The sequence below is a fragment of the Catellatospora methionotrophica genome (assembly GCF_011297335.1).
GTDB classification, from domain to species: Bacteria; Actinomycetota; Actinomycetes; order Mycobacteriales; family Micromonosporaceae; genus Catellatospora; species Catellatospora methionotrophica.
Genome location: NZ_JAAOTJ010000013.1, coordinates 133,722 through 156,755, shown reverse-complemented (window position 1 = coordinate 156,755; position 23,034 = coordinate 133,722). Strand labels below are relative to the sequence as shown.

General features: G+C 72.9%; 21 protein-coding genes. 9 read left to right on the top strand and 12 right to left on the bottom strand.

All coding sequences use genetic code 11. The features are described 5' to 3' along the window. Positions 1-783 precede the first annotated feature (783 nt). Positions 784-1,653, top strand: a complete 870-nt coding sequence (locus HAV40_RS25860) for a bile acid:sodium symporter (protein WP_166385610.1) — start codon at positions 784-786, stop codon at positions 1,651-1,653. A 17-nt stretch (positions 1,654-1,670) separates the two neighbouring features. Next, positions 1,671-2,924: a serine hydrolase domain-containing protein gene (locus HAV40_RS25855; RefSeq protein ID WP_166385608.1), complete on the top strand. Its 1,254-nt coding sequence runs from the start codon at positions 1,671-1,673 to the stop codon at positions 2,922-2,924. 68 nt (positions 2,925-2,992) lie between these two features. Here HAV40_RS25855 and HAV40_RS25850 read toward each other — a convergent pair whose 3' ends face one another. Continuing rightward, positions 2,993-3,451, bottom strand: coding sequence for a hypothetical protein (locus HAV40_RS25850; RefSeq protein ID WP_239086669.1), 459 nt, complete (start codon positions 3,449-3,451; stop codon positions 2,993-2,995). 131 nt (positions 3,452-3,582) lie between these two features. On the opposite strand from HAV40_RS25850, the gene HAV40_RS25845 reads away from it, so the two are divergent. Further along, positions 3,583-6,717, top strand: a complete 3,135-nt coding sequence (locus tag HAV40_RS25845) for an ATP-binding protein (protein WP_166385606.1) — start codon at positions 3,583-3,585, stop codon at positions 6,715-6,717. Here the strand turns inward: HAV40_RS25845 and HAV40_RS25840 are convergent. Continuing rightward, a complete protein-coding gene (locus HAV40_RS25840) occupies positions 6,701-7,447 on the bottom strand; it encodes an ABC transporter permease (protein ID WP_166385604.1) in 747 nt (248 codons plus the stop codon). The genes HAV40_RS25845 and HAV40_RS25840 overlap by 17 nt on opposite strands. Continuing rightward, a complete protein-coding gene (locus tag HAV40_RS25835; RefSeq protein ID WP_166385602.1) occupies positions 7,444-8,385 on the bottom strand; it encodes an ATP-binding cassette domain-containing protein in 942 nt (313 codons plus the stop codon). Before HAV40_RS25835 ends, HAV40_RS25840 begins: the two co-directional genes overlap by 4 nt. Before the next feature lie 167 nt (positions 8,386-8,552). Here HAV40_RS25835 and HAV40_RS25830 point away from each other — a divergent pair, with 167 nt between their 5' ends. The 4 genes from HAV40_RS25830 (at position 8,553) to HAV40_RS25815 (ending at position 13,188) form a co-directional block, all read left to right on the top strand. Next, positions 8,553-9,428 (top strand): septum formation family protein, encoded by an 876-nt coding sequence (locus tag HAV40_RS25830; protein ID WP_166385600.1) that lies wholly within the window; start codon positions 8,553-8,555, stop codon positions 9,426-9,428. 287 nt (positions 9,429-9,715) lie between these two features. After that, positions 9,716-12,250 (top strand): malectin domain-containing carbohydrate-binding protein, encoded by a 2,535-nt coding sequence (locus HAV40_RS25825; protein ID WP_166385598.1) that lies wholly within the window; start codon positions 9,716-9,718, stop codon positions 12,248-12,250. A gap of 93 nt (positions 12,251-12,343) precedes the next feature. Then, complete coding sequence (locus HAV40_RS25820) at positions 12,344-12,865, top strand: GNAT family N-acetyltransferase (protein WP_166385596.1); 522 nt, start codon at positions 12,344-12,346, stop codon at positions 12,863-12,865. Between the two features lie 125 nt (positions 12,866-12,990). Further along, positions 12,991-13,188: a hypothetical protein gene (locus HAV40_RS25815; protein ID WP_239086667.1), complete on the top strand. Its 198-nt coding sequence runs from the start codon at positions 12,991-12,993 to the stop codon at positions 13,186-13,188. Positions 13,189-13,230: 42 nt separating this feature from the next. On the opposite strand, the gene HAV40_RS25810 is transcribed toward HAV40_RS25815, so the two are convergent. Further along, positions 13,231-14,082, bottom strand: a complete 852-nt coding sequence (locus HAV40_RS25810; protein WP_166385592.1) for an MBL fold metallo-hydrolase — start codon at positions 14,080-14,082, stop codon at positions 13,231-13,233. Further along, complete coding sequence (locus tag HAV40_RS25805) at positions 14,076-14,651, bottom strand: dihydrofolate reductase family protein (RefSeq protein WP_239086666.1); 576 nt, start codon at positions 14,649-14,651, stop codon at positions 14,076-14,078. Before HAV40_RS25805 ends, HAV40_RS25810 begins: the two co-directional genes overlap by 7 nt. Positions 14,652-14,744: 93 nt before the next feature. On the opposite strand from HAV40_RS25805, the gene HAV40_RS25800 reads away from it, so the two are divergent. Together HAV40_RS25800 and HAV40_RS25795 are read left to right on the top strand one after the other, a co-directional pair. After that, entirely contained in the window at positions 14,745-15,233 is a 489-nt protein-coding gene (locus HAV40_RS25800) for a winged helix-turn-helix transcriptional regulator (protein ID WP_166385588.1), read from the top strand. 53 nt (positions 15,234-15,286) lie between these two features. Next, positions 15,287-17,113: an AfsR/SARP family transcriptional regulator gene (locus HAV40_RS25795; protein ID WP_166385586.1), complete on the top strand. Its 1,827-nt coding sequence runs from the start codon at positions 15,287-15,289 to the stop codon at positions 17,111-17,113. Here the strand turns inward: HAV40_RS25795 and HAV40_RS25790 are convergent. The 7 genes from HAV40_RS25790 to HAV40_RS25760 form a co-directional block, all read right to left on the bottom strand. After that, positions 17,079-17,579 (bottom strand): MauE/DoxX family redox-associated membrane protein, encoded by a 501-nt coding sequence (locus tag HAV40_RS25790; protein ID WP_166385584.1) that lies wholly within the window; start codon positions 17,577-17,579, stop codon positions 17,079-17,081. The two genes, HAV40_RS25795 and HAV40_RS25790, sit on opposite strands and share 35 nt — an antisense overlap. Beyond that, positions 17,576-17,944, bottom strand: a complete 369-nt coding sequence (locus HAV40_RS25785; protein ID WP_166385582.1) for a S24/S26 family peptidase — start codon at positions 17,942-17,944, stop codon at positions 17,576-17,578. The genes HAV40_RS25790 and HAV40_RS25785 overlap by 4 nt, the downstream gene beginning before the upstream one ends. Continuing rightward, on the bottom strand, positions 17,941-19,737 hold the full coding sequence (locus HAV40_RS25780) for an ABC transporter ATP-binding protein (RefSeq protein ID WP_166385580.1): 1,797 nt from the start codon (positions 19,735-19,737) through the stop codon (positions 17,941-17,943). The genes HAV40_RS25785 and HAV40_RS25780 overlap by 4 nt, the downstream gene beginning before the upstream one ends. Beyond that, the gene (locus HAV40_RS25775) at positions 19,734-20,273 is read right to left on the bottom strand and encodes a TlpA family protein disulfide reductase (RefSeq protein WP_166385578.1); all 540 of its coding nucleotides are present in this window, start codon (positions 20,271-20,273) and stop codon (positions 19,734-19,736) included. The genes HAV40_RS25780 and HAV40_RS25775 overlap by 4 nt, the downstream gene beginning before the upstream one ends. Positions 20,274-20,350: 77 nt before the next feature. Next, positions 20,351-20,593, bottom strand: a complete 243-nt coding sequence (locus HAV40_RS25770; RefSeq protein ID WP_166385577.1) for a hypothetical protein — start codon at positions 20,591-20,593, stop codon at positions 20,351-20,353. Between the two features lie 96 nt (positions 20,594-20,689). Continuing rightward, a complete protein-coding gene (locus HAV40_RS25765) occupies positions 20,690-21,454 on the bottom strand; it encodes a GNAT family N-acetyltransferase (protein WP_166385575.1) in 765 nt (254 codons plus the stop codon). A 42-nt stretch (positions 21,455-21,496) separates the two neighbouring features. Then, positions 21,497-22,774 (bottom strand): MFS transporter, encoded by a 1,278-nt coding sequence (locus HAV40_RS25760; RefSeq protein ID WP_166385573.1) that lies wholly within the window; start codon positions 22,772-22,774, stop codon positions 21,497-21,499. Positions 22,775-23,034 lie beyond the last annotated feature (260 nt).

Below are 23,034 nucleotides of genomic sequence, written 5' to 3'. Positions count from 1 at the left end.
GTGACCCGGGGCCAGGTGGGCCGGTCGGCGTCGAGGAGGCGGACGCGCCCGGCGTGCCGGAAGGCGACGGCCCTCCGGAGGCGGAGGGGTCGGCAGACACAGCGGGGGCGGGGGTCGGCGTCGGTGCGGCCGGGTCCGCCGTCGGCTCGGCGCTCGGCGTCGGCCACCGACCGGCGTGGCCGTCGACCGGCGCGTGAGCGGCACCCCGCCAGGCGGGCGAGGCAGCGACGGCACCGGCGGTGACCAGCACGGTGGCTGCGGCGAGCGCGCCCGTGAAGGCGAGCGTGCGCCGGCCTCGCCTGGTCAGCGGCTGGTGCGCCACGGGCTGCCTCCTGTGTCGGGTGCCGCTGCGCGGATCGCCGGGGGGCGTCCGGTTGCGGCCACGCGAACAACCCTGCCGCATCAGCCACGGAAAGGGGCATAGTGCACACGGTGCGTAATCGGCGACAGTTACGGCAGCTCGACAGCCCCAATACGCACCCACCCGCCGCCAGGCGAATTACCCAGAAAGGGTGAACCGCCCCAAACTCCATCCACCATCGACGATGGCACCTTGTGATGATCGTCGTCTATGGACAAAAAGTGATGCCTAGCCGCGGTTTCTGACCTCAAACAGCGATCATCGTCGACTGCCGTACGGCAGGCCCGGGTCCAGGCCTCGCTCCTCGCGTTCGGATTACCTCGTATAGCTACACGAAACGGACATTCTTACTACGCTGGGCAGCACACGTGACGCCGTCTGGCTGTACCGGCCCATCGGCCGAAGGACCCGCAGGAGACCAGGTGGACACGCTGCAGTTGCTGCTCAACGCCGTCACCGTCATCTTCATCTCGGCGACGATGTTCGCCGCCGGGCTGGGCGCGACCCTGCCCGCCCTGCGCTCGGCGTTCACCGACGTGCCGCTGCTGGTGCTGGTGCTGGTGGCCAACCTGGTGGTCGTCCCGCTGCTGGGCTGGGGGCTGGCCGCCCTGTTCAGCCTCGCCGCCGCGCCGGCCGTCGCGCTGATCCTGCTGGCGTGCTCGCCGGGCGGGCCGTTCGGGGCCAAACTCGGCATGATCCAGCGCGGCGACGTCACCACCGGTGCCGCGATGCAGGTGCTGCTGGCCGCGGTCGGCAGCGTAACGTTCGCGTTCACGGCCAACGCCCTGCTCACCGCGGCCGACGTGGGCGGCGGCATCACGCTGGACGTCGCCACGCTGGTCCGTACGGTGGTGCTCCTGCAGCTGGTGCCGTTCGCGATCGGGTTGCTGCTGCGGCACAACGCCGCCGACACGGCGCTGGCCTGGCATCCGGGCGCGGTCAAGGTCTCCAACGTGACGTTCCTGATCGTGCTGGCCGGGATGCTGCTGGGCAACTGGGGCGACGTCGTCGCCCTGCTCGGTTCGCGCACGCTGCTGGCCGGTTTCCTGTTCTCCGTGCTCGCCTTCGGTGTGGGCACGCTGCTGGCGACCGGTTCGCCGGAGCGGCGCACCACGATGGGCGCCGTGTCGGCCGTACGCAACGTCGGCCCGGCCCTGGCCGCGATCGGGCTCGCCTTCAGCGACCAGCCCGCGGTGCTCGGCGCGCTCGCCGCGCTGCTGCTCAGCGGGCTCTGCGCGGCCATTCCCATCACTGCGGCCCTGGGCCGCCGCCGCACCGGCAGCCGAGCCTGATCGAGAGGAACGCACCGATGACCGAGCGCAGTCGCCGCCGTCGCGCCGTGACGGCCGTGTCCGTCGTGGCCGCGCTCCTGCTGGGAGCGTGCACCGTGACAGCGGACGCGTCCACGCGTGTACAGGCACCGTCGCCGCAGGCGGAGGCCATCGCGAAGATCGTGAACGAGGCGATGGGGTCCCAGTCGCTGCGCGCCGTGATCGTGAAGGTGACCAAGGGCGACGAGGTCGTCACGACGCAGGCGTTCGGCCAGTCCGTGGAGGGTGTGCCCGCCACGACGGACATGCGCTTCCGCAACGGCGCGGTCGTGTTCGCGTACCTCGGCACGTTGTTGATGCTCTTCGTCGACGAACGCCGGGTCACCCTCGACGACACCATCGAGCGCTGGATGCCCGCGCTGCCCGAGGCCGCCGAGGTGACCCTGAGGATGCTGGCGAACCAGACCTCGGGCTACCCGGACTTCGAGACCGACCCCGCCTGGAACGCGGCCTTCAACGCCGATCCGTTCCAGTCCTGGACGGTGCAGCGCAGGCTCGACTACGCGTTCTCCCGCCCGATGCAGTTCGCGCCGGGCACGAACTGGAGCTACTCGCACACCAACTTCATGGTGCTCGGCGAGATCCTGGCCAAGATCGGCGGCAAGCCGCTGGACGTGCTGCTCAAGGAGAAGGTCCTGGACCCGATGGGCCTGCGGGCCACCACGGCCAGCCAGACCGGGGCGATCGCCGAACCGGTCCTGCACGCGTACGGCTCGGAGCGGCGCGCGGCGCTGGGCATCGCGCCGAAGACCGCGTTCTACGAGGAGGAGACGTTCTGGAACGCCGACTGGGGCACCCCGCCCGGCGCGAACCAGACCTCGACCATCGACGACCTCGCCACCACGGCCGTGGCCGTCGGCACCGGCAAGCTGCTGTCACAGGCGAGCTACCAGGCGATGACCGGCCCGCACCTGCTGGGCTTCGGCCATGCCCAGGCCGACTGCGCGCCGTCCTGCTTCCAGCAGGTCGACGGGTACAACTTCGGTCTCGGGGTGATCCGCTCCGGGGACTGGATCATGCAGAACCCGCTGGTGGGCGGATACAGCGCGACGGAGGCGTACCTGCCGCAGGAGAAGATCGGCATCTCGGTGGCGGTCACGTTCCTGCCGGGCGCGTTCGACTGCAAGGGAGACTACGCCGACTCCAGCGACCACGTGTTCCGGCTGATCGGCGCGTACCTGGCGCCCGCGTTCAGCCCGCCGATGCCCAAACCTTTCCAGAAAGCCTGCTGACGGCCAGGGGCAGGCGCTCTGCCTGCCCCTGGCCGTCGGGTTCGCCGGTCAGCCGGGGCACCTTGCCGTCAGGCGTCGAGGGCCTTGGTGATCTTGGTGATCATGTCGGCCACGACCGGGCTGGGCTCGCTGCGGTGGGTGGCGGCCCCGATCGCGGTGACGACGGCGCCCCGGAAGTTGTCCGCCTCCGCCGGAGAGTGCCCCTTGAGCAGGCTCATCGACGCGGTCAGCGCCGGCAGCACCCGGTCGGCGATCTCCGCCACGGACTTGCCGTTGAGGTCCTTGGCCTTCGGGTGCTTGGCGAGCACGTGCCCGACCAGGCCGGTGGCCGCGCCGAGCGCGATACTGCCGTTCGTGGCCATCTTGTGAGGCGAACCGCCCGCGGCGCCCGCCGCCGCCAGCAGCGTCACGGCGCCGTACGCGGCCAGCCGCAGCGTGCTCTGGTCCTGCTCGGTGAGGGTGATGGTCATGTCGGTGCACTCCTTCGTACGGATCTGGCCGGAACCGGCGGAACCGGTGTCTGTCATGGCTCCACCATCGGCGGCCCGCCTGACACGGCTCTGCCACCGCGCTGACACGGGCGCTGACACGGCGACGCCGAACCCGGCGGAAGTCGGCCGATTCCGGGCTGATCATCATTCGTGGCAGGATCTGCAGCGTGCAGATCGCGATGCTCGGACCGTTCGAGGTGCGCACGGACGACGGCACCGTCGCCGACGTGCCGGGCGCGCGGCTGCGCGGCCTGCTCGCCGCCCTGGCCCTCGAACCGGGCCGGGTCGTGCCGAAAGGCACCCTGCTCGACTGGATCTGGGGCGAGCAGCCGCCCGCCGAGGCGACGAACGCCCTGCACCGCCTGGTCTCCCGGCTGCGCAAGGTGCTGCCCGACGGCGCGATCGAGGGGCTGACCGACGGCTACCGGCTGGCCGTGCCGCCTGACGCCGTCGACGCGGTGCGCTTCGAGCGCCTGGTGGCCCTGGCCCGTGACGAACAGGGCCCGCAGCGCGTACGGCGGCTGCGCGAGGCCCTGGCCCTGTGGCGCGGTGCGGCCATGCAGGACGTCGGCCTGCCCGACAGCGCCGCCTTCGACGCGGCCGTCACCCGGCTCGACCGGTTGCGCCTCAACGCGCTGGAGGACCGGTGCGACGCGGAGATCCGGCTCGGCCACGGCGCGCAGCTGGTCACGGAGCTGAGCGACCTGGTGGCCGCGCACCCGCTGCGCGAACGGCTCGCCGCCGCGCTGATGCGGGCGCTGGCGGCGTCCGGGCAGGACACCGAGGCCCTGCAGGTGTACCAGCGCACCCGCGAGGCGCTGGTCGACGAGCTGGGCGTCGACCCCTCCCCCGAGCTGTCCGCGCTGCACGTGGCGCTGCTGCGCGGCGAGTCCGGCCGCCGGGAGGGCAACCGGACCACCAACCTGCGGGCCGAGCTGGCCAGCTACGTCGGCAAGGACGCCGACGTGGCGGCCGTCGCCGGGCTGGTGGCCGAGCACCGGCTCACCACCCTGATCGGCCCCGGCGGCTCGGGCAAGACGCGGCTGGCCACCGAGACCGGCCACAGGCTGCTCGGCGACCTGCCCGACGGAGCCTGGATGGTGGAGTTCGCGGCCATCGGCGGCGACGGCGACGTCGCGCAGGCCACGCTCGCCGCGCTGGGGCTGCGGGACGCGCTGCTCGGCGAGCCGTCGAGCCTGGAGCCGCGCGAACGGCTCATCGCCGCGATCCGCGACCGGGAGATGCTGCTGATCCTGGACAACTGCGAGCACGTCGTGGCACCGGCCGCCGAACTCGCCCACCGCCTGCTCGGCGAGTGCCGCCACCTGCGGATCCTGGCGACCAGCCGGGAGCCGCTGGGCATCACCGGTGAGGCGCTGTGGCCGGTCGCGCCGCTGGCCGTGCCCGGCCGGGACGCCGGCCCCGACGAGATCGCGGCCGCCCCGTCCGTGCGGCTGCTGCTGGACCGGGCCGGTGCGGTCCGCAGCGATCTCGTGGTCGACACGCACACACTGGTGACGATGGCGCGGGTCTGCCGGGTGCTGGACGGTATGCCGCTGGCCATCGAGCTGGCCGCGGCCCGGCTGCGCACCATGTCGATCGAGCAGCTCGCGAACCGGCTCGACGACCGGTTCCGGCTGCTGACCGGCGGCAGCCGCACGGCCCTGCCCCGGCACCGGACCCTGCGCGCGATGGTCGACTGGAGCTGGGAGCTGCTCACCGACGCCGAACGGGCCGTGCTGCGCAGGCTGTCGGTGTTCTCCGGCGGCGCGGGACTGGAGGCGGCCGAGCAGGTCTGCGCCGGGCAGACCGTCGCACCCGAGGACGTGCTGGAGCTGCTGACCGCGCTGACCGAGAAGTCGCTGCTGGTCGCCGCGGGCGGCAGCGCGCCGCGCTACCGGATGCTCGGGACCATCAAGGAGTACGCCGAGCAGCGCCTCGCCGAAGCCGGGGAGACGGGCCCGGCCCGCCAGGCGCACCTGGCGTACTTCACCGCGCTCGCCGAGACCGCCGACCCGCACCTGCGCCGCGCCGAGCAGCTGGCCTGGCTGGCCACGCTCGACGCCGAACACGACAACCTCACCGCCGCGATGCGGGGCGTGCTGGCGGCCGGGCACGCGCAGGCGGCGATGCGGCTCGCGGCCGGAGCGGGCTGGTACTGGTGGCTCAGCGGGCACCGGGCCGAGGGCCTGGAGCTGATCACCGCGGCCGCCGCCCTGCCCGGCGAGGTCGACGACGAGATCCGGGCCACCGTGTACGGGCACGCCGTGACATTCGCCAGCTCCGGGCGGGCCGCCGACGAGCACCAGGTCGCGGACTGGATCCACCGGGCGTACCGGTATGCCGTACGCACCAGTTCACGCCACCCCGTGCTGGCCGTGGTCGTCCCGCTGGAACGCAAGCTGACCGGGCCGGACGCGCTGCTGCCCGCGTGGGAGTCGATGCTCGACCACGAGGACCCGTGGGTACGCGCCCTGTCCCGGCTGCACCTGGGCAAGTCACGGATCCTGCTCGGCCACGCCGGAGACGACGCGGACACCGACCTGCGGACCGCCCTGGCCGCGTTCGAGGCGATCGGCGAGCGGTTCGGGATCTCGTTCGCGCTGACCGTGCTCGCCGACCGCATCGCCACCCGGGGCGACTTCGCCCAGGCCTGCGCGTACTACGAGCAGGCCGTCGCGGTCGTCACCGAGGTCGGGGCGGTCGAGGACGTCATCCGGATGCGGTCGCGGCAGGCCCAGCTGCACTGGCTGCGCGGCGACGACGGCGCGGCCGCGGCCGCGATGGCCGAGGCGGAACGCCACGCCGCGCGGGTCACCTGGCCCGAGGCTCTGGCGGAGCTGGCCCTGACGAAGGCGGAACTGGCCCGCTGGCAGGGCGACGCCGAGCAGGCCCGCCGCCAGCTCGACACGGCGACGGCCCTGCTCGGCGACAAGGCCGACAAGCTGCGCGCGCTGACCCACGACATGCTGGGCTACCTCACCGACGACCTGACCGAGGCCCGTGCGCACCGCGCCGCGGCCTACCGGGCGGCGGCCGAGACGGGTCACCTGCCGATGATCGCCCAGGTGCTCGTCGGGCTGGCCGACCTGGCCCTGCGCCGCGACCAGCCCGAGCAGGCCGCGCGACTGCTGGCGGCGGGTGACGCGGTGCGCGGGCTGGCCGACCACGCCCTGCCCGACACGGCCCGGATCGAGCTGGCGGCACGCAGCCGCCTCGGGAACCCGGGGTTCGCCGAGGCGGCTGCGAAGGGTGCTGCGACGAGCTGGGCTCAGCTGGCCGAGGTCACGCTCGCTTCTTGAAGGTGGAGCTCGCCCACAGGTAGCCGGCCAGCGCGATCGCCGCACACCAGCTGACGGCCACGATGGTGGCGGTGGTGTCCGGCGTGCCGTTGAGCAGCCCGCGCATCGTCTCGATGATCGGCGTGAAGGGCTGGTACTCCGCGAACTGCCGCAGGCCTGGGCCCATCTTCTCGGCCGGCACGATCGCGCTGCTGAAGAACGGCAGCATGACCAGCGGCACGGCGGCCATACCGGCCGTCTCCGGCGACTTCGCCGACAGTCCCAGGGCGACCGTGAGCCAGCCGGCCGCGAAGCCGAGCAGCACGACCATGCCGGCCACGCCGAGCCACTGCGCCAGGTTCGCCGCCGGGCTGAAACCGAGCGCGAACGCCACCCCGACCAGTGCCGCGATCGCGATCACGTTGGTCAGCACGCTGGCGATGACGTGGCCGGTCAGCACCGCACCGCGCGACACGTCCATGACCTTGAACCGGTTGATGATGCCCTTGGTCATGTCGGAGTTCACCGCCGTCGCGGTGCCGCCGAGCCCGTAGCACACGGCCAGCAGGATCAGGCCCGGCGTGGCGTAGTCGATGTAGTCGACGCCGACGCTGAAGGCGTCACCGAACATGTACACGAACATCAGCATGATGATGATCGGCATGAGCACGGCGTTGAAGACCGAGGTCGGGTTCCGGGCGATGTGCTTGAAGTTGCGGCGCAGCATCACCAGCGCGTGTGACTTGCTCATTTCGCGTCCACCTCCGTGGTGTGGCCCGTCAGGGCGAGGAAAACGTCGTCGAGGTCGGGGGTGTGCACCGAGCACTCCTCGGCGCTGAGGGAGTACTCGTCGAGCCGGTCGAGCAGGGCCCGCAGCGACTTGGTGCCGCCGTCGCTGGGCACCCGCAGGGCCAGCGCCTCGTCGTCGCGCGTCGCGTCGGTCAGCACCCGCGCGGCGGCGTCGAGTTCGGCGGCGGTGGAGAACCGCAGCCGGATGTGGGTGCCGGGGATCTGCCGCTTGAGTTCGTCGGCGGTGCCCTGGGCGACCAGGCGCCCGGCGTCGAGGACCGCGATCCGGTCCGCGAGCTGGTCGGCCTCCTCCAGGTACTGGGTGGTCAGGAAGACCGTCACGCCGTCGGCGACCAGGCCGCGGATGATCTCCCACATGGTGCGGCGGCTGCGCGGGTCCAGCCCGGTCGTCGGCTCGTCCAGGAAGATGATCTGCGGGTTGCCGACCAGCGTCATCGCCAGGTCGAGCTTGCGCCGCATACCCCCGGAGTAGGTCGCGGCGGGTTTGCCCGCCGCCGCGGTCAGCTCGAACCGCTCCAGCAGGTCCGCGACGATCCGCTTGCCGTCGCCGGTGACCGCGCGGTTCAGGTCCGCCATCAGCTGCAGGTTCTCCTGGCCCGTCAGCAGCTCGTCGACCGCCGCGAACTGGCCGGTGACCCCGATCGCCGCCCGCACCGCCTTCGCCTCGGTCGCGATGTCGTGGCCCGCGACCCGGATCGTGCCGCCGTCGGCCTTCATCAGGGTGGTGAGCACGTTTACCGTCGTCGTCTTGCCCGCACCGTTCGGGCCGAGCAGGGAGAACACCGTTCCCGCGCGGACCTCGAAGTCGATGCCGTCGAGCACGACCTTGTCCTTGTACGCCTTACGCAGTCCCGAGACCGCGATCGCTGCAGCTGTCATGACGGCAACTATCGAGAGCCGGCCTGTCACCCCTCTGACATGGCTCTGACACGGCCGCTGACACGACGGGCTCACCCGCGAGGATGATCACCCGGACCGTTAGGCCGATCCGCGTACACCCGAGATCATTTACGCTTTCGCGGGTTCACGACCTGGGAGGTATGGCGATGCGGGGACGCCTCACGGCCGGTGCGACGCTGGTCGCGCTGCTGGCGACGCTGGCGCTGGCGGGCTGCGGGCAGGCGCTGCCCGCGGAGGTCGACGCGGCGCTGGTCGACGACTGGAAGCCGGTCGCCGAGGTCACCGGCTGGACGCCCGAGGCCGGTGCGTGCCTGGCCACGGTGTCCGTCGACATCGCCCTGCGCAGCGCCGCCGTGAAGGACTGCGCCGAACCCCACTACGGCGAGGTGGTGCACGTCGGGAAGTTCCCCGGCGACACCTACCCCGGGCCCAAGGAGAAGGCCGCCGCGCTCTACGAGTGCGACCTCAAGGCCATGCTGTACCTGGGCCGGGCCTGGGGCCACGCGGCGAAGCTGGAGCTGCGGCTGTCCACCCCCAAGGTCGACACCTGGACGAGCGGGGCACGCTGGTATCGCTGCGAGATCAGCGAGCAGGCCAGCACCGAGGACGCCGAGCGGTTCGTCCTGCGTACGGGCAGCCTGAAGGGCGCCATCCCGCCCGCGCTGCTGAACAACTGCGTCAAGGCGGTCATCGCCGACGACGCGGTCTCCCGGATGGACGACATCGCCTGCACCACCGCGCACAACGCCGAGTACGTCGGGGTGTTCCGCGAGCCCGCGACCGCCGCCTACCCGGATGGAAGCGCCAAGACGTGGGACCGGCTGCACAAGACCTGCGGCACGCTCATCACCCAGTATCTGGGCGTCCCGGCCTCCCGCGCCGTGTACTACGGCTCCATCGCCCTGCCTGCCTCCGGCGAGCGCTGGGCGGCCGGCGACCACACCGTGCAGTGCGCGGTCTTCTTCGACAAGACGCTGCGCAAGTCGGCCCGCGACAGCAAGGGCAAGGGCCTGCCGTCCTGACGGGACACCGGCCGCCCTCACTCGTCTGGCCGGGTACGCCGAATAACCATTGCCGACCGCCTTTTCGTGCAGTCCGGCCGACCTTCCCGCTGCCTGGAACCGGTGGTCGGGCGGCTACTGCGATGTGGACGGCCATAAAGCATCGATGACGCTGGACGGCGCAATGCCGGGTGCCGCAGGGTGGGAATCGCGCCATGCCCCACCCGGCTGCCCGGTGGCCGGACGAGTGCTCCGCACCCGTCGCGCCGCGCGTCAGCCGGATCGTCCGCGCCCCGATGGAGTTGCCCATGAGTCATCGATCGTCCCTGCCCCGCCGCGCCCTCACGGCGCTGGTCGCGATCGCGGTCACCGCCGCCGGTCTCGGCACCGCGGCCCCGGCGTCCGCCGCGCCCGACCACACCACGATCGTCACGGCGGTTCCCTCCGCCGCGTCGCCGGACATCAAGGACGGCACCGTCTACGCCATCCACGACGCCGGAACGAAGATCATCGCGGCCGGTGACTTCACGACCGTACGCAACCGCGGCACCGAAGTGGACATCACCCGCAACTTCATCCTCGCCTTCGACAAGGCCACCGGCACGGTCGACACCGCGTTCGCGCCGACCGTCAGCGACCAGATCGAAGCGGTGATCGCCGGACCCACGGCGGGCACGGTCTTCATCGCGGGCAAGTTCAACACCGTCAACGGGGTCACCCGGCGCAAGGTGGCGCTGCTCAACGTCAGCAACGGCACCCTGGTCACGAGCTTCGCGGGCCCGGCCTTCAACGGGGCCGTCAAGGACATCGCCCTGGCCGGCAGCCGGCTGCTGGTCGGCGGCATCTTCACCAACGCGGGCAACGCCACCCTCGCGCGCGGCGGCCTCGCCTCGGTCAACGCCAGCACCGGCGCGCTGGACAGCTACCTGACCACGGCCCTGACCGAGAACCACAACTACGACGGGGTCAGCGGCGCCGTCGCCGGGGTCGGCGCCAGCAAGCTCGCCCTGGCCCCCAACGGCCAGCAGCTCGTGGTCGTCGGCAACTTCAAGAAGGCCGCCGGGGTGCTGCACGACCAGATCGTGAAGCTGACCCTGGGCGCTAGCGCGGCGACCATCACCGACTGGAACACCACCCGGTACACCCCGCGCTGCGCCTGGGGTGCGTTCGACTCCTACATGCGCGACGTCGCGTACGCCCCCGACAGCAGCTACTTCGTCGTGGTCACCACCGGCGCGGCCAACGGCGGCACCCTGTGCGACGCGGCCGCCCGCTGGGAGAACGACGCCACCGGCGCGGACCTGCAGCCCACCTGGGTCGACTACGCGGGCGGCGACACCCTGCTGTCGGTCGGCATCAGCGAGCAGGCCGTCTACGTCGGCGGGCACATCCGCTGGCTCAACAACAGCTTCGGCGGTGACAGCCCCGCCGCCGGCGCGGTCGGCCGGGCCAGCATCGCCGCCCTGGACCCGCTCACCGGCCTGCCGCTGGCCTGGAACCCGGGCCGCCACCCGCGCGGCGTCGGCGTCGCCGAGATGCTGGTGACCCCCGCCGGCATCTGGCTCGGCTCCGACACCGCCTTCATCGGCAACTACCAGTACCGCCGGGAGCGGATCTCGTTCTTCTCGCTGACCGGCGGCAACGCCCCGCACGCGACGACGGTGGCCACGCTGCCCGGCAACGTGTACCGGGCCGGGGTCCCGGTGCCGACCAACGTGCTCTACCGGGTCAACGCCGGCGGTCCTGCGGTCGCCTCGACCGACAGCGGGCCGGACTGGGCCGACGACGGCGGCAGCCCCAGCGCGTACCACAACAACGTGAGCAACACCGCCGGCTACGGCACGGTGCCGATGATGGACGCCACCGTGCCCGTCAGCACCCCCGCGGCGCTGTTCTCCTCGGAGCGCTGGGATCCGGGTTCGGCCCCGGAGATGAGCTGGCAGTTCCCGGTGCCTGCGGGCACCGAGGTCGTGGTGCGGCTCTACCTGGCCAACCGCTACGGCGGCACCGCGTCGGCCGGTTCCCGGGTCTTCAACGTGACGCTGGACGGGACCACCGTGCTGCCGAACCTCGACCTGTCCGCCACCGTCGGCCATGACGTCGGCACCATGCGCTCGTTCACCGTCGTCAGCGACGGCACGATCGACCTCGGCTTCGGCCACGTGGTGGAGAACCCGCTGATCAACGGCATCGAGATCGTGAAGACCGGGCCGCCGCCGTCGGGCAACGGCGACGAGGTGCAGGTCCGCTCGTACGACGGGAACACCACCGTCGGCGCGGCGAGCGCGGTGGCCAACCCGGACAGCACCGCCTGGTCGACCGCCAAGGGCGGCTTCTGGGTCGGCGGCACGCTGTTCTACGGGCTGAACGGCGCGCTGTGGCGGCGCACCTTCGACGGCTCCACGTTCGGCACGGCGACGCTGGTCGACCCGTACCACGACGCGTACTGGGACACCGTGGCGTCGGGCACCGACGCTCCGACGTACGCCGGGGTGACGGTGAACTTCTACGCCGAGATCCCGAACGTGACCGCGATGTTCTACACCGCGGGCCGGTTGTACTACACGCTGTCGGGCCAGAACGGCCTGTTCTGGCGCTGGTTCACCCCGGACAGCGGCATCGTGGGCGCGGACAAGTTCACCGTCGCCGGGGTCGGCGGCATGGCCGACGCGGGCGGGCTCCTGCTGTCCGGCAGCACCCTCTACAAGGTCAACCGCAGCACCGGTGACCTGTCGGCCACGGCCTGGGCGGGCGGGGCGCCGACCGGGTCGTTCACCGTGCGCAGCGGCCCGGCCGTCGACGGCAACGACTGGCGCGCGAAGGCGGTGTTCGTCGGCCCGTAAGCATCGGCGCAGGTGGCGGGGCCCTCCCCAGGCTGGGGTGGGCCCCGCCACCGTGTCGGGCGCCGGACGGGCGAGCCTGGCTAGGATCCACCAGTGCCCACCTCACCCGTCTTCCGCACCGAGCGGCTGCTGGTCCGGCCGTTCGACCAGGCCGACGTGGCCTCGGCGTACGCGATGTGGTCGGATCCGGAGGTCTGCCGCTTCACCGGCGACGACCCGCCCAGCGGCATCGAGGTGATCGCCGCCGACATCCCGCGCTGGCAGGCGGTCGCCGAGCGCGGCGCGGGCTGCGGCTTCTGGGCCGTCACCACGCTCGACGGCGGGTTCGCCGGTGACGTCTACGTACGGCCGTTCGACGGCCGGGCCGGGGAGCACGAGGTGGGCTGGCATCTCGCCCGGTCCTGCTGGGGTCGCGGCTACGCCACGGAGATCGCGGCCGGGGTGCTCGCCCATGCCCGGCGGCACGGCCTGGACCGGCTGGTGGCACTCATCGACCCCGGCCACGCTGCCTCTCGCCGCGTCGCGGAGAAGGCCGGGATGGTCTTCGAAGGACTGTCGGACCGGTACGACCCGGGCGACCCGCCCGTGGCGGTGTACGCCGCCCCGCTGCCGTGACCGGCAACACCTGGCCCGGCCGACCGTAAGCTATTGCCGTCACGTCGGGCCGGTAAACCTGTTTCAGGCCAGATTCACCCGAACGTGTGTCGCCGATCGTAATGAGACGATGGCACCCTTTCCGGGTGACTGGATTTCTGACCCTCCGCCAGCGCCGCGGAATGTGGGCCGCGTTCCTGGTGATGGCAGCGTATGCGCCGTTCACCGCCTGGCTGTCCGACGACGACACCTGGTTCCTGAGCATCGTCGTCGCGTGCCTGGTCGCCACGGTCTTGATCGCCGACGACTCCGCACGCGCCGCCCGCCGGGTCAAGCGCGACTGACGCCGGGCCGGGACACCGCCGTCCCGGCACCAGCTCAGGTTCTCAGGCCTGCGCATCGCCGCCCGCCGGGTCACCGCCGGGCTCACCGCGCCGGGCCAGGCCCTGCCGTTGCCCGTCGTGCACGTCGGCGACCCACTCCCAGCCGGGCTTGGCCGACGGGCCGACGCGCGGGTCGGCGGGATCGCGGCCGTCACGCAGGGCCAGCACGTACGCCCGGTCCAGCGCGAGCCGGGCGCGTGCCTGCCCCGCCCCGCCGACCGACCCGTGGCCGGGCACGACGGCTCCGGCGTCGTCCACCACCTCTTCGAGCAGCCGCAGCGCCGCGAGGTAGTCCTCGACCGGATCGTCGGCGGCCAGGTCGAGCATCGGCACCAGCACATCGGAGAGCATGTCACCGGCGAGCAGGACACCGCACTGCTCGATGAACAGCGCCGCGTGGCCCGGCGCGTGTGCCCGGTGCTCGATGATCCGCACCTGGGGGCCGTCCCACGGCAGCCGCGCCGCACCGGCGGGCAGGGCGGTGATGAGGCCGTACAGGTCCAGCGGCACGTGCTCGGCGATGCCCGTCGGTTCCAGGTGGGCGGTTATCTCGGCCTTGATCCCCGGGTCGGACAGCTGCTCCTGGACGGCTGCCGCGCACCGGGCCGTGCCGTAGCGGGGGGCTGCGCCGAGCCGCTCGTGCCACAGCAGGTGGTCCCAGTCCGGATGCGTCGAGAAGCCCGCCACCACGGCCTGGCCCAGCTCGGACAGGTCGTCGGCGAGGCAGGTCAGCTCGTGGTCCTGCAACCCGGCGTCGACGAGCAGCACGCCGTCGCGGCCCCGCACGACGATCGCGTTGCTCTGGACGAACTCGCTCTCGTGGACCAGCACACCGTCCGCGACCTGCCTCAGCATGGGGTTGGCTCCTTCACGTCCTGGATGGCGTAGCGATGCATCGTGACGCCCTGGGCGAACGACCGCTGCTCGGTCAGTTCGAGGTCGATCGGCAGGTCGTAGTCGTCGAACAGCGGCCTGCCGAAGCCGAGGATCGCCGGATGGGTCCAGAGCAGCAGCTCGTCGAGCAGTCCCGCCCGCAGCAGCTGTGTCGCGAGCGACGCGCCGCCGACGCTGACGATGCCGTCCGTGTTCGCCCGTACGGCGGCGAGCTGTGCGATCGCGTCGTCGCCGCCGATGACGCGGGTGTTGTGGCCGGCGCTGTCGCGGGTGCGGGAGACGAGCACCTTGGGCTTGGCGGTCCAGATCTCGCCGTACTCCCGCAGGTAGTCCGGCAGCGACGCGTCCTCGTGCGCACGAGGCCAGAACTCTTCCATCGCCTCGTAGAAGATCCGCCCGTGGACCATGAGCGCGAGCTCCTGGCACTGCGCGTTGGCGGCGCGGTGCATCTGCTCGGTGATACGCAGCCACTCACCCGCGCCGTTGTCCCCGGGCACCTGCTCGATGCGCAGGTCGAGGGACACGTTCATCGAATAGACGAAGCGGCCCATCCTCTTCCCATCGCTAGTGGTTGCATTATGCAACCACTATAGTGAGGGCCATCGACCTGTCAAGGAGGACGTGTGGAGCCGCGGTCCGAGTCTCCGATCAGCGCCGCCGTCGAGGTGCTCGGCGATCGCTGGGTGCTGCTCGTGCTGCGCGACGTCATGTTCGGCGACCGCCGCCACTTCCGCGCACTGCTCACCGGGTCGGCCGAGGGCATCGCCTCGAACATCCTCGCCGACCGGCTCGTACGGCTCGTCGACGCGGGACTGCTCGCCCGTGGCACGGCGGTGCGGGGCCAGCGCGCCCGCTACAGCCTCACCGAAGCCGGCATCCGGACCCTGCCGATCGTCTGCGCCCTCGGCGACTGGGGCCTGGACTGGCGGCCGGGCGGCGGCGAACTCCACCACCGGCAGCGCTTCCTGCGCGAGCAGGGTCCGGCGTTCGCCGAGGAACTGATGGACGAACTCCGCGTCCGCCACCTCGGCGCCCCGCCGGGGCCGCACGACGGTCCGGGCCCGTTCGCCCGCCTCGACGCGGCGGGGCGGCAACACACCGATCTGCCGTGACCGCCCCGGCGTTCGATTAGTACACTTGTTCTAATCGATCAGCTGGAGGTGGCATGGAGTTCGGGCTCCTGGGCGAGTTCACGATCGGCGACACACCGGCGGCCACCGTCGCCGACCGGCCGCAGCGGCGGGCCCTGCTGGTCTACCTCCTGCTGCGTGCCAACCACAGCGTCGGCTACCCCGAGCTGATCGACGCGCTGTGGGGCCAGCGCCCGCCGCGTACGGCGCGCGCCCAGCTGCACACCATGACCTCCGCGCTGCGCCGGATCCCGGTCGTCGGCGCGGCCCTGTCCACCCGCGACCACGGCTACCAGCTCGACCTGCCCGCCGACCACGTGGACGTGGCGCGGTTCCGCCGACTCGTCATCCAGGCACGCTCCACCGCGGCCGAGGGCGACACGCAGGCCGCGTCGCAGCAACTGCGGGCCGCGCTGGACCTCTGGCGCGGACCGGCCCTGACCGGGGTGCACGCGCCGTTCGCCGAACACGCGCGGGTCCGGCTGGCCGACGAGCGGGTGGCCGCGTTCGAGCAGCTCGCCGTCGTGGAGCTGGCGCTGGGCCGGCACCAGCAGCTCATCGGGCCGCTCACCGAACTCGCGCGGACCTGCCCGGAGCGCGAGGAGATCGCCCGCTCCCTGATGGAGGCGCTGTACCGGGGCGGCCGGTCCCGGGAGGCCCTGGCCGTGGGCGCCCGGCTGCGCCGCCTGCTGTCGCGGGAGTACGGCCTGACGCCCGGCCCCGAACTGCAGGCCCTGGAGCAGCAGATCCGCACCAGCACACCGGTCGGCGCGCCGGTCTCGTCCCGCACCCCCGCCCAGATCCCACCGGCGGTGCGCGGATTCGTCGGCCGCGACGACGAACTGCGGGCGCTGGAGAAGCTGCGCGACAACACCCACAGCGGCGCGATCGCCATCGTCGCGGGCCCGGCCGGGGTGGGCAAGACCGCGCTGGTGATCCAGTGGGCGCAGACGGCCCGCGAGCACTTCCCGGACGGTCAGGTCTACGTCCGGCTGCGCGGTCACGCCGACACTGCGGCCACCGAACCCGCGGCGGCGCTGCGCCGGATGCTGTCGGCGCTCGGGCGGCCACCCGCCGCAGCCGCTCCCGGCACCGACCCCGCCGAACACCTGGAGGCACTGTCGGCCGCGCTCCGCTCGGCCACGGCGCAGCGCCGGGTGCTGTTCGTGCTCGACGACGCCGCATCGGCGGCCCAGGTGCTGCCGCTGCTGCCCGGCGTGCCCGGCTGCGTCACGGTCGTCACCAGCCGCATCCGGCTGCGCGCCGTGCTGGTCTACACCGGCGCGGTCCCGATCGACGTCGAGCCGCTGCCCGAGACCGACGCGCTGCGGCTGCTCGGACGGGCCGCGGGCACCCACCGCGTCGGCCAGGAACCGCAGGCGGCCACCGAACTGGCCCGGCTGTGCGCCGGGCTGCCGCTCGCACTGCGGATCGCCGGGGCCCGCCTGATCGGGCGGCCGCGCGGCGCCGTCGGGGAGCTGGCGCGGGAGCTGTCCGACGCCGACCGCAGGCTGCCCGGCCTGACCCTGCACGGTGAACAGGTCGGGCTGACCCGCGCCTTCGAGCAGTCGTACCGACGGCTGACGGCCGAGCAGGCCGGGGTGTTCCGCGACCTGGGCCCCATCGCCGAGCTGGCCGGCGAGGCCGGGGCCGCGACCGAGCACATCGCCGAGCGGCTGGCACGGCCACCGGACCGGGTGCGCGCGGCGCTGCGGTCGCTGGCCGCCCGGCACCTGGTGATCGAGTGCCGGCCCGACCGGTACACGATGCACGAACTGCTGCGCCTGTACGCCCGGCAGCAGCCCGCCCCGGCGGAGCCGCCCGTGGTCAGCGCAGCGCGGCCAGGTCGTCCCACCGGGTGACCAGCACCGCGGCCAGTGCTCCGATCCCGACCGCCAGCACCGTGCCGACCGTGTCCGGCGTCCCGTCCGCGACGGCCGCGCACCCCAGCCCGACCGCCGCCACCGCCATCAGCAGCACGTTGCGTGCCACGAACGACCCGGTCGTGCCGCGTCCGGCAGCGCCGAAGCAGTGACAGTCCCCGGCGCTGCCCGACCGGACGGTCGCGACGGTGAAGACCGCGAGCACACCCAGCGCGGCCGCGAGCCCGACAACGTCACCACCGGGCGCGGCCAGCGCCACGACCAGGGCCAGTTCCACGACCAGCACCGCGTACGCCACCGGCCCGCGCCAGCGGAAGCCGACGCCGTACGCGCCGATGCCGTCGACGAACTCCCGGCGGCCCCGACCGGTCGCCAGCTTGCCGACCAGCGCGACCGCGAACACGACACCGAGCACGGCACGGGCCGCCAGCACCACATAGATCATGACGGGACCCTCCGGGACACGGGACGGACCACGACCCCGAGCAGGTCGGCCCGCGCGATGACGCCCAGCTGCGCCGAGCCCAGACTGCGCGGGTTGTCACCGGCGACGGTGAACTGCTCGCCCTCCACCTCGGTCACCCGCTTGACCAGCCACGGCGGATCACTGCGATGACGGCGTACGGCCGCGAACACCACGACCTGACCGGCGTGGATCCGGTGCGACCGGCGCACCAGCACCCGCTCCCCGTCGCGCAGCGTCGGGCTCATACTGTTGCCGCGTACGATCACCAGCGCGAAAGCCGCCCTGGCCAGCACCGCGGCCATGCCCAGAGCCGCCCCGCAGGCGGCCGCCACCAAGAAGATCATCGGCTGGCCTCCAGTTGGAACCCGGCCGCCTGGGCCGTGAACAGCTCGGCGTAGAGCCCGTGCGCGGCCATCAGCGACGCGTGCGCGCCACGTTCGGCGACGATGCCGTCCGCGAGCACCACGATCTCGTCCGCTTCGCGCAGCGCGGCCATCCGGTGCGAGACCAGCACGCTCGTCCGCCCCTGCCGCAGCAGGGCGAGCTGCCGGTGGATCCGCTGCTCGGCCAGCGCGTCCAGGCCCGAGCTCGGCTCGTCGAGGATCAGCAGGTCGGCATCGGCGCGCATCAGCGACCGGGCCAGCGCCAGCCGCTGCCACTGCCCGCCCGACAGCAGCACCCCGTGCTGCTCACCGTCGGCGAACGACCGGCTCAGCAGCGTGTCGTAGCCCCGGGGCAGGGCACGCACCGCACCGTCGATCTCCGCGCGGGCCGCGGCCTGCTCGATCCGCGCCCGGTCCGGCAGGTGCTCCACATCGCCGAACCCGACGTTGTCGGCGGCGCTGAGCTCGTACGTCATGTAGTCCTGGAACGTCGCGCCGATGCGGGCCCGCAGGCTGGCCAGCGTGACGTCGCGGATGTCCACCCCGTCCCAGGTGATCCGGCCACGCTGCGGGTCGTAGAAGCGGCACAGCAGCTTCACCAGGGTGCTCTTGCCCGCGCCGTTCAGGCCCACCACGCCCAGGCTGCGGCCGTGCTCGATGGTGAGACTCACCCCGCGCAGGATCCACGGCCCGTCGGGTCCGTAGCGGAACCACACGTCGTGCAGCCGCACCGCCCCGTGCAGCGGCGCCAGCTCCGCGTCGCCCTGCGCCAGGTCGGCCGGACCGGACAGCAGCTCGTCGAAGTGCCGGAACAGCCGCAGCGACGCGCTGACCCGGCCCAACTGGAAGATGACGCCACGTACGGCGGCCTGCACGCCCGCGACCGCCGCCAGGTAGAGCGTCATGTCCCCGAGCGAGATGCGGCCCCGGTACACCCCCAGCACCACGAACACGGTCACCCCGGCCGTGACCGCGGTGGCCAGGACCGCGAGCCAGGCCTGCGCCACGGTCTCGCGCCGCTCGACCGCGTACCGGACGCCGGAGGTGTCCCGCAGCAGCGCCATCGCGCGCCCGTGCAGCAGCCCGCCCGTCCCGTACAGGCGCAGTTCCTTCGCCGCCCGCAGATCGGTGAGCAGCGAACGGTAGAAGAACTGCCGCCGCTGCGGGGCGGCCACACTCTCGGTCGCGGTCGCCGAGCGGCGGGCCAGCCACAGATGGGTGAGCAGCGCCGGAGCCTCGGCGACCAGCAGCGCCACCCCGAGCGGCGGCCACATCGCCAGCAGCACCGCCACGAAGCCGAGCACCGACACGACACCGACGACGGCGTCGATGACCCCGTCGACGATGTCGGTGGGCGCCGACGTGGCGGCCTCGTCGGCCAGCCTCAGCCGGTCCTGCGTCCCGGGGTCCTCGAACGGTCCCAGCCCGCCGATCGCGTTGACCCTGCTGTACAGCAGATCCTGCGAACGCAGCAGCAGCCCGCGCTGCGCGGCCCCGGCGGCCAGCTGGCGCAGCATCGCGGCCACGGCCAGCGCGCCCGCGCCGAGCCCGGTGGCCACCGCCAGGCCGGCGACGGTACGCGCACCCGCCGGGCTCGGCGCGACCAGCGCGTCGATGAGCAGCTTGGACAGGTACGCGAGCCCGGCCGGTCCGGCACCGGCCACCAGTGCCAGCACCAGCGAAACGCTGACCGCCACCGGCGCCGCCCGCCAGCCGAGGGCGAACGCCCGCCGCGCCAGACCCCACCGGCTCATGGACCCACCCGCCCCGCCCCGGCGAGCGAGCGCAGCTCGTCCAGGTCGTGCGCCGCGGCGCGGATCGTGCCGTCGCGGATCTCCAGCAGCGTCGGATAGCCGTTGACGCCGCCGAAGGCCCGCAGCACCGGGTCGGCCCCGTCGACGACGGCCACCGGGCCGCTGCCCGACAGGCCCGCGACCATCGCCTCAGCCGCCGGGTCACCGGCGTCGGCGACCACGAACCACAGCCGCTCGCCGGACGGCAGATCGTGCTCGCCCGCCGCGATCCGCGCGATCGTGGTCTTGCACGGGGCACAGGACGCGCTGAAGAAGCCGGCGACCACCGCGCCGGGCAGCGCGGCGCGGCGCAGCACGGCCCCGCCCGCCGGGACGGTGAAGTCGCCGACCGCCGTCCCGGCCACCGGCAGGTGCGGGTCCTCGGCCACCCCGGCCGGCGCGGCGCGGAGCTTGCGGATGACGGCCAGGCAGAGCAGCAGATTGAGCACGGTGGCCACCGCCAGCACGGCCACCACGCCCCACAACGAAGCGAGCACGGAATCCTCCTCGGGAAGAACAGAGGGCGGGCATCCGTGGACGCCCGCCCCTCGACAGCCGGGTCAGTGCCCAGTGATCAGCACACTGCCTGGGTCCGCTGGTAGCGGTCGAAGACACCGGTGCTCAGGCAGCTGCCGTAGCAGTTGAACTTCGCCTTGCAGTACTTCTGGTACCAGCGGCCGTCGCTGGCGCAGTAGCCGCCGCTGCAGGTCACGGTGCCGCAGCTCTGCCCGTTCTCCGGCACGCAGGCGCCGGCCTCGGCCGTGCGCAGCAGCGCACTGAGCATCCGGTCACCCAGGCCGTTGATGACTCGCGTCATGGTTGCCTCCTGTGGACTGTGGCGTGGGATCTCCACGCGCTCCGTCGATCGTCGGGCGGCCTGCTCCGCGTCTGCTCCTCACCCGCTACGCGGCGGCTATCCGTGCGCCAGGCGCTTGCCCATGCTGATGTCGTCGACGTAGCCGCCGTCGATGAGGAACTCCTCGGCGTGGCGGCCCTCGACGCCATAGCCGTGCCGCTCGTAGAGCCGTGTCGCGCCGGTGTTGGTCGCCAGGACGCGCAGCCCGATCTTCCTCGCGCCCTGTGCGACCGCCCGGGTCTCGGCGGCCGCCAGCAGGGCCGAGGCGACGCCCACCCGGCGGGCGTGCTCGGCGACGATCAGGTTCCACACGCCGAAGACGTGCGCCCCCTCCGGGAACGGGCTCGCCGGGTGGGTGCTCACACTGCCGACGAGCTCGCCGCCTAGCACGGCGACCAGGTGGGTCTCGGGCCTCCGCCGCTCGCTGAAGTACGCCGTCCGATCCTCGGACCGGGTCGAGGCGAGCCCGGACCCGGTGGTCCACGCGGCATCGTCGAGGGTGAGCAGTGCGGCGTCGTCGTCGGCTGCGGCGGGCCGCACCAGCGGCCGCCAGTCGACGGTGAGCTCGTCCTTGGTCGCGAAGCGCAGCAGGTGGCGGGTCATGGTCTCCTCCACCGCCGCGACGGCGTCCGCCGCCCCGGCTTCGACGATCATGTCAAAGTGGGCGGTGGAGGCCACGAGCAGGCAGCGGCCCAGGCTGAAGGTTATGGACCCGCGCTGCTCGTCGAGTGCGGTGGGCACCTTGCGCCCCATGTGGGAGACCAGTTGCTTGAGGTAGCGGTGCGGGCGGTCGGTGGCAACGCGGGCGGTCGTGTAGAGCATCTGATGCCTTTCCGGCAGTGGTGGCTTCGGTGGGTACGCCGATCAGGCAGGAACGAGTTCGTCGGCGCGGTGCTCCACCGTGCGCTCCCGTTCGGCGCTGCCCCGCAGCGCCGCCTCGACCCGGCGGTTGCCGGTCATCGTCGCCGTGACCGCGGTCATGGCCAGGAGCAGGCCGGCGGCCGCGAACAGCGGGCTGCGTACGCCGTAGCCGGTGGCCAGCCAGCCGCCGAGGAACCCGCCGAACGGGGCGGCGCACATGGCGAGCATCCGGGACGTGGCGGCGACCCGGCCCATCAGGTGCGCCGGGACGATCGCCTGCCGCAGGGAGGGGCCGAGCACCATCGTGGCACCCATGCCCGCCCCGCAGACGGCGAGCGCGAGCCCCGCCAGGTACGGGTTCGGTGCGGCGGCCAGCCCCAGAATGGCCAGCCCCTCGATCGTCGCCGTACAGGTCAGCGCGGTCCCGGTGCCGAGCCGCCGACCCAGGGACGAGGCGACGCCCGCACCGAGCAGGCCGCCGGTCGCCTCCGCTGTCAGGAGCAGACCGAAGCCCAGGGCCCCGACGCCCAGCCGCTCGTGTGCGAACAGGGCGAGCACGGTCTCCACCGCCAGGAAGGCGATGTTGCCCACCGCCGGGCGCAGCGCGAGCCCGAGCAGCAGCCGGTCCCGGAACACGTACGAGGCCCCGGCCCGCGCCTGCCGCAGCAGCGACTCGCGGGCCACGGGCGCGGGCCGGGGCGCGACCGGCAGCGACCGGACGAGCACGGCGGACAGGGCGAACGACACCGCGTCGGCGAGCAGCGGCACCGCCCGGCCGAGCACCAGCAGCGCACTGCCCGCAGGCGGGCCCGCGAAGCCGGACATGGCGGTCTGCGCGCCGCGCAGGCGGGCGTTCGCGCGCTCCAGGAACGCCGGATCGCGGCCGAGCAGGTCCGGCAGGTAGGCCGAGGCGGCCGTGTCGAAGAACAGCCCGCCGAGGCCGAGCAGGAACGCGACCGTCGCGAGCAGCGGAATGCTCAGCACGTCGAACACCGCTGCCGCCGCCGGTATCACGAGCAGGCCCGCCCGCGCGGCGTCCGCGATCCACATGGTGCGCCGCCGGTCCCAGCGGTCCACCAGCGCGCCGCCGAGGATCCCGAACAGCAGCCAGGGCAGGGTCCCGGCGGCCGCGACGACGGCGAGCGCCATCGGATCGCGGGTCAGCGTCAGCGCGAGCAGCGGCAGGGCCGCGTGCATGACCCCGTCGCCGAGCGAGGACACCGTCTGCGCGCTCCACAGCCGCCCGAACCCGGCGGGCAGCTTCCTCCCGCCCGCGCTCATCGGGCGTGCCCTGCGGCCCGCCGGTGCGCCCTCGCAGGGCCTGGTCGGTGCGGTAACGGGTGATCGCCGGGGTCGCGGGTGGCCAGGGCCTGGTCGGCGACAGAGATCTTGAGAAGACCGAACATCGTTGCTCCAGTGCGTGAGGCGTGCTGTCACGTGGTTGCTACGACGATCGCGGTCTGTCCTGTCACGGGGCCGCCACGGCGCTGTCATGACCTCTGACACGGCTCACAGCGCATCGGCCGGGACAGCCACAGTGC

Bases quoted from the DNA above. Each gene is read 5' to 3' on its own strand.
- HAV40_RS25855 (WP_166385608.1), top strand. From the start codon at position 1,671: ATGACCGAGCGCAGTCGCCGCCGTCGCGCCGTGACGGCCGTGTCCGTC.
- HAV40_RS25850 (WP_239086669.1), bottom strand. From the start codon at position 3,451: ATGACAGACACCGGTTCCGCCGGTTCCGGCCAGATCCGTACGAAGGAG.
- HAV40_RS25840 (WP_166385604.1), bottom strand. From the start codon at position 7,447: ATGAGCAAGTCACACGCGCTGGTGATGCTGCGCCGCAACTTCAAGCAC.
- HAV40_RS25835 (WP_166385602.1), bottom strand. From the start codon at position 8,385: ATGACAGCTGCAGCGATCGCGGTCTCGGGACTGCGTAAGGCGTACAAG.
- HAV40_RS25830 (WP_166385600.1), top strand. From the start codon at position 8,553: ATGCGGGGACGCCTCACGGCCGGTGCGACGCTGGTCGCGCTGCTGGCG.
- HAV40_RS25825 (WP_166385598.1), top strand. From the start codon at position 9,716: ATGAGTCATCGATCGTCCCTGCCCCGCCGCGCCCTCACGGCGCTGGTC.
- HAV40_RS25810 (WP_166385592.1), bottom strand. From the start codon at position 14,082: ATGCTGAGGCAGGTCGCGGACGGTGTGCTGGTCCACGAGAGCGAGTTC.
- HAV40_RS25805 (WP_239086666.1), bottom strand. From the start codon at position 14,651: ATGAACGTGTCCCTCGACCTGCGCATCGAGCAGGTGCCCGGGGACAAC.
- HAV40_RS25795 (WP_166385586.1), top strand. From the start codon at position 15,287: ATGGAGTTCGGGCTCCTGGGCGAGTTCACGATCGGCGACACACCGGCG.
- HAV40_RS25790 (WP_166385584.1), bottom strand. From the start codon at position 17,579: ATGATCTATGTGGTGCTGGCGGCCCGTGCCGTGCTCGGTGTCGTGTTC.
- HAV40_RS25785 (WP_166385582.1), bottom strand. From the start codon at position 17,944: ATGATCTTCTTGGTGGCGGCCGCCTGCGGGGCGGCTCTGGGCATGGCC.
- HAV40_RS25780 (WP_166385580.1), bottom strand. From the start codon at position 19,737: ATGAGCCGGTGGGGTCTGGCGCGGCGGGCGTTCGCCCTCGGCTGGCGG.
- HAV40_RS25770 (WP_166385577.1), bottom strand. From the start codon at position 20,593: ATGACGCGAGTCATCAACGGCCTGGGTGACCGGATGCTCAGTGCGCTG.
- HAV40_RS25765 (WP_166385575.1), bottom strand. From the start codon at position 21,454: ATGCTCTACACGACCGCCCGCGTTGCCACCGACCGCCCGCACCGCTAC.
- HAV40_RS25760 (WP_166385573.1), bottom strand. From the start codon at position 22,774: ATGAGCGCGGGCGGGAGGAAGCTGCCCGCCGGGTTCGGGCGGCTGTGG.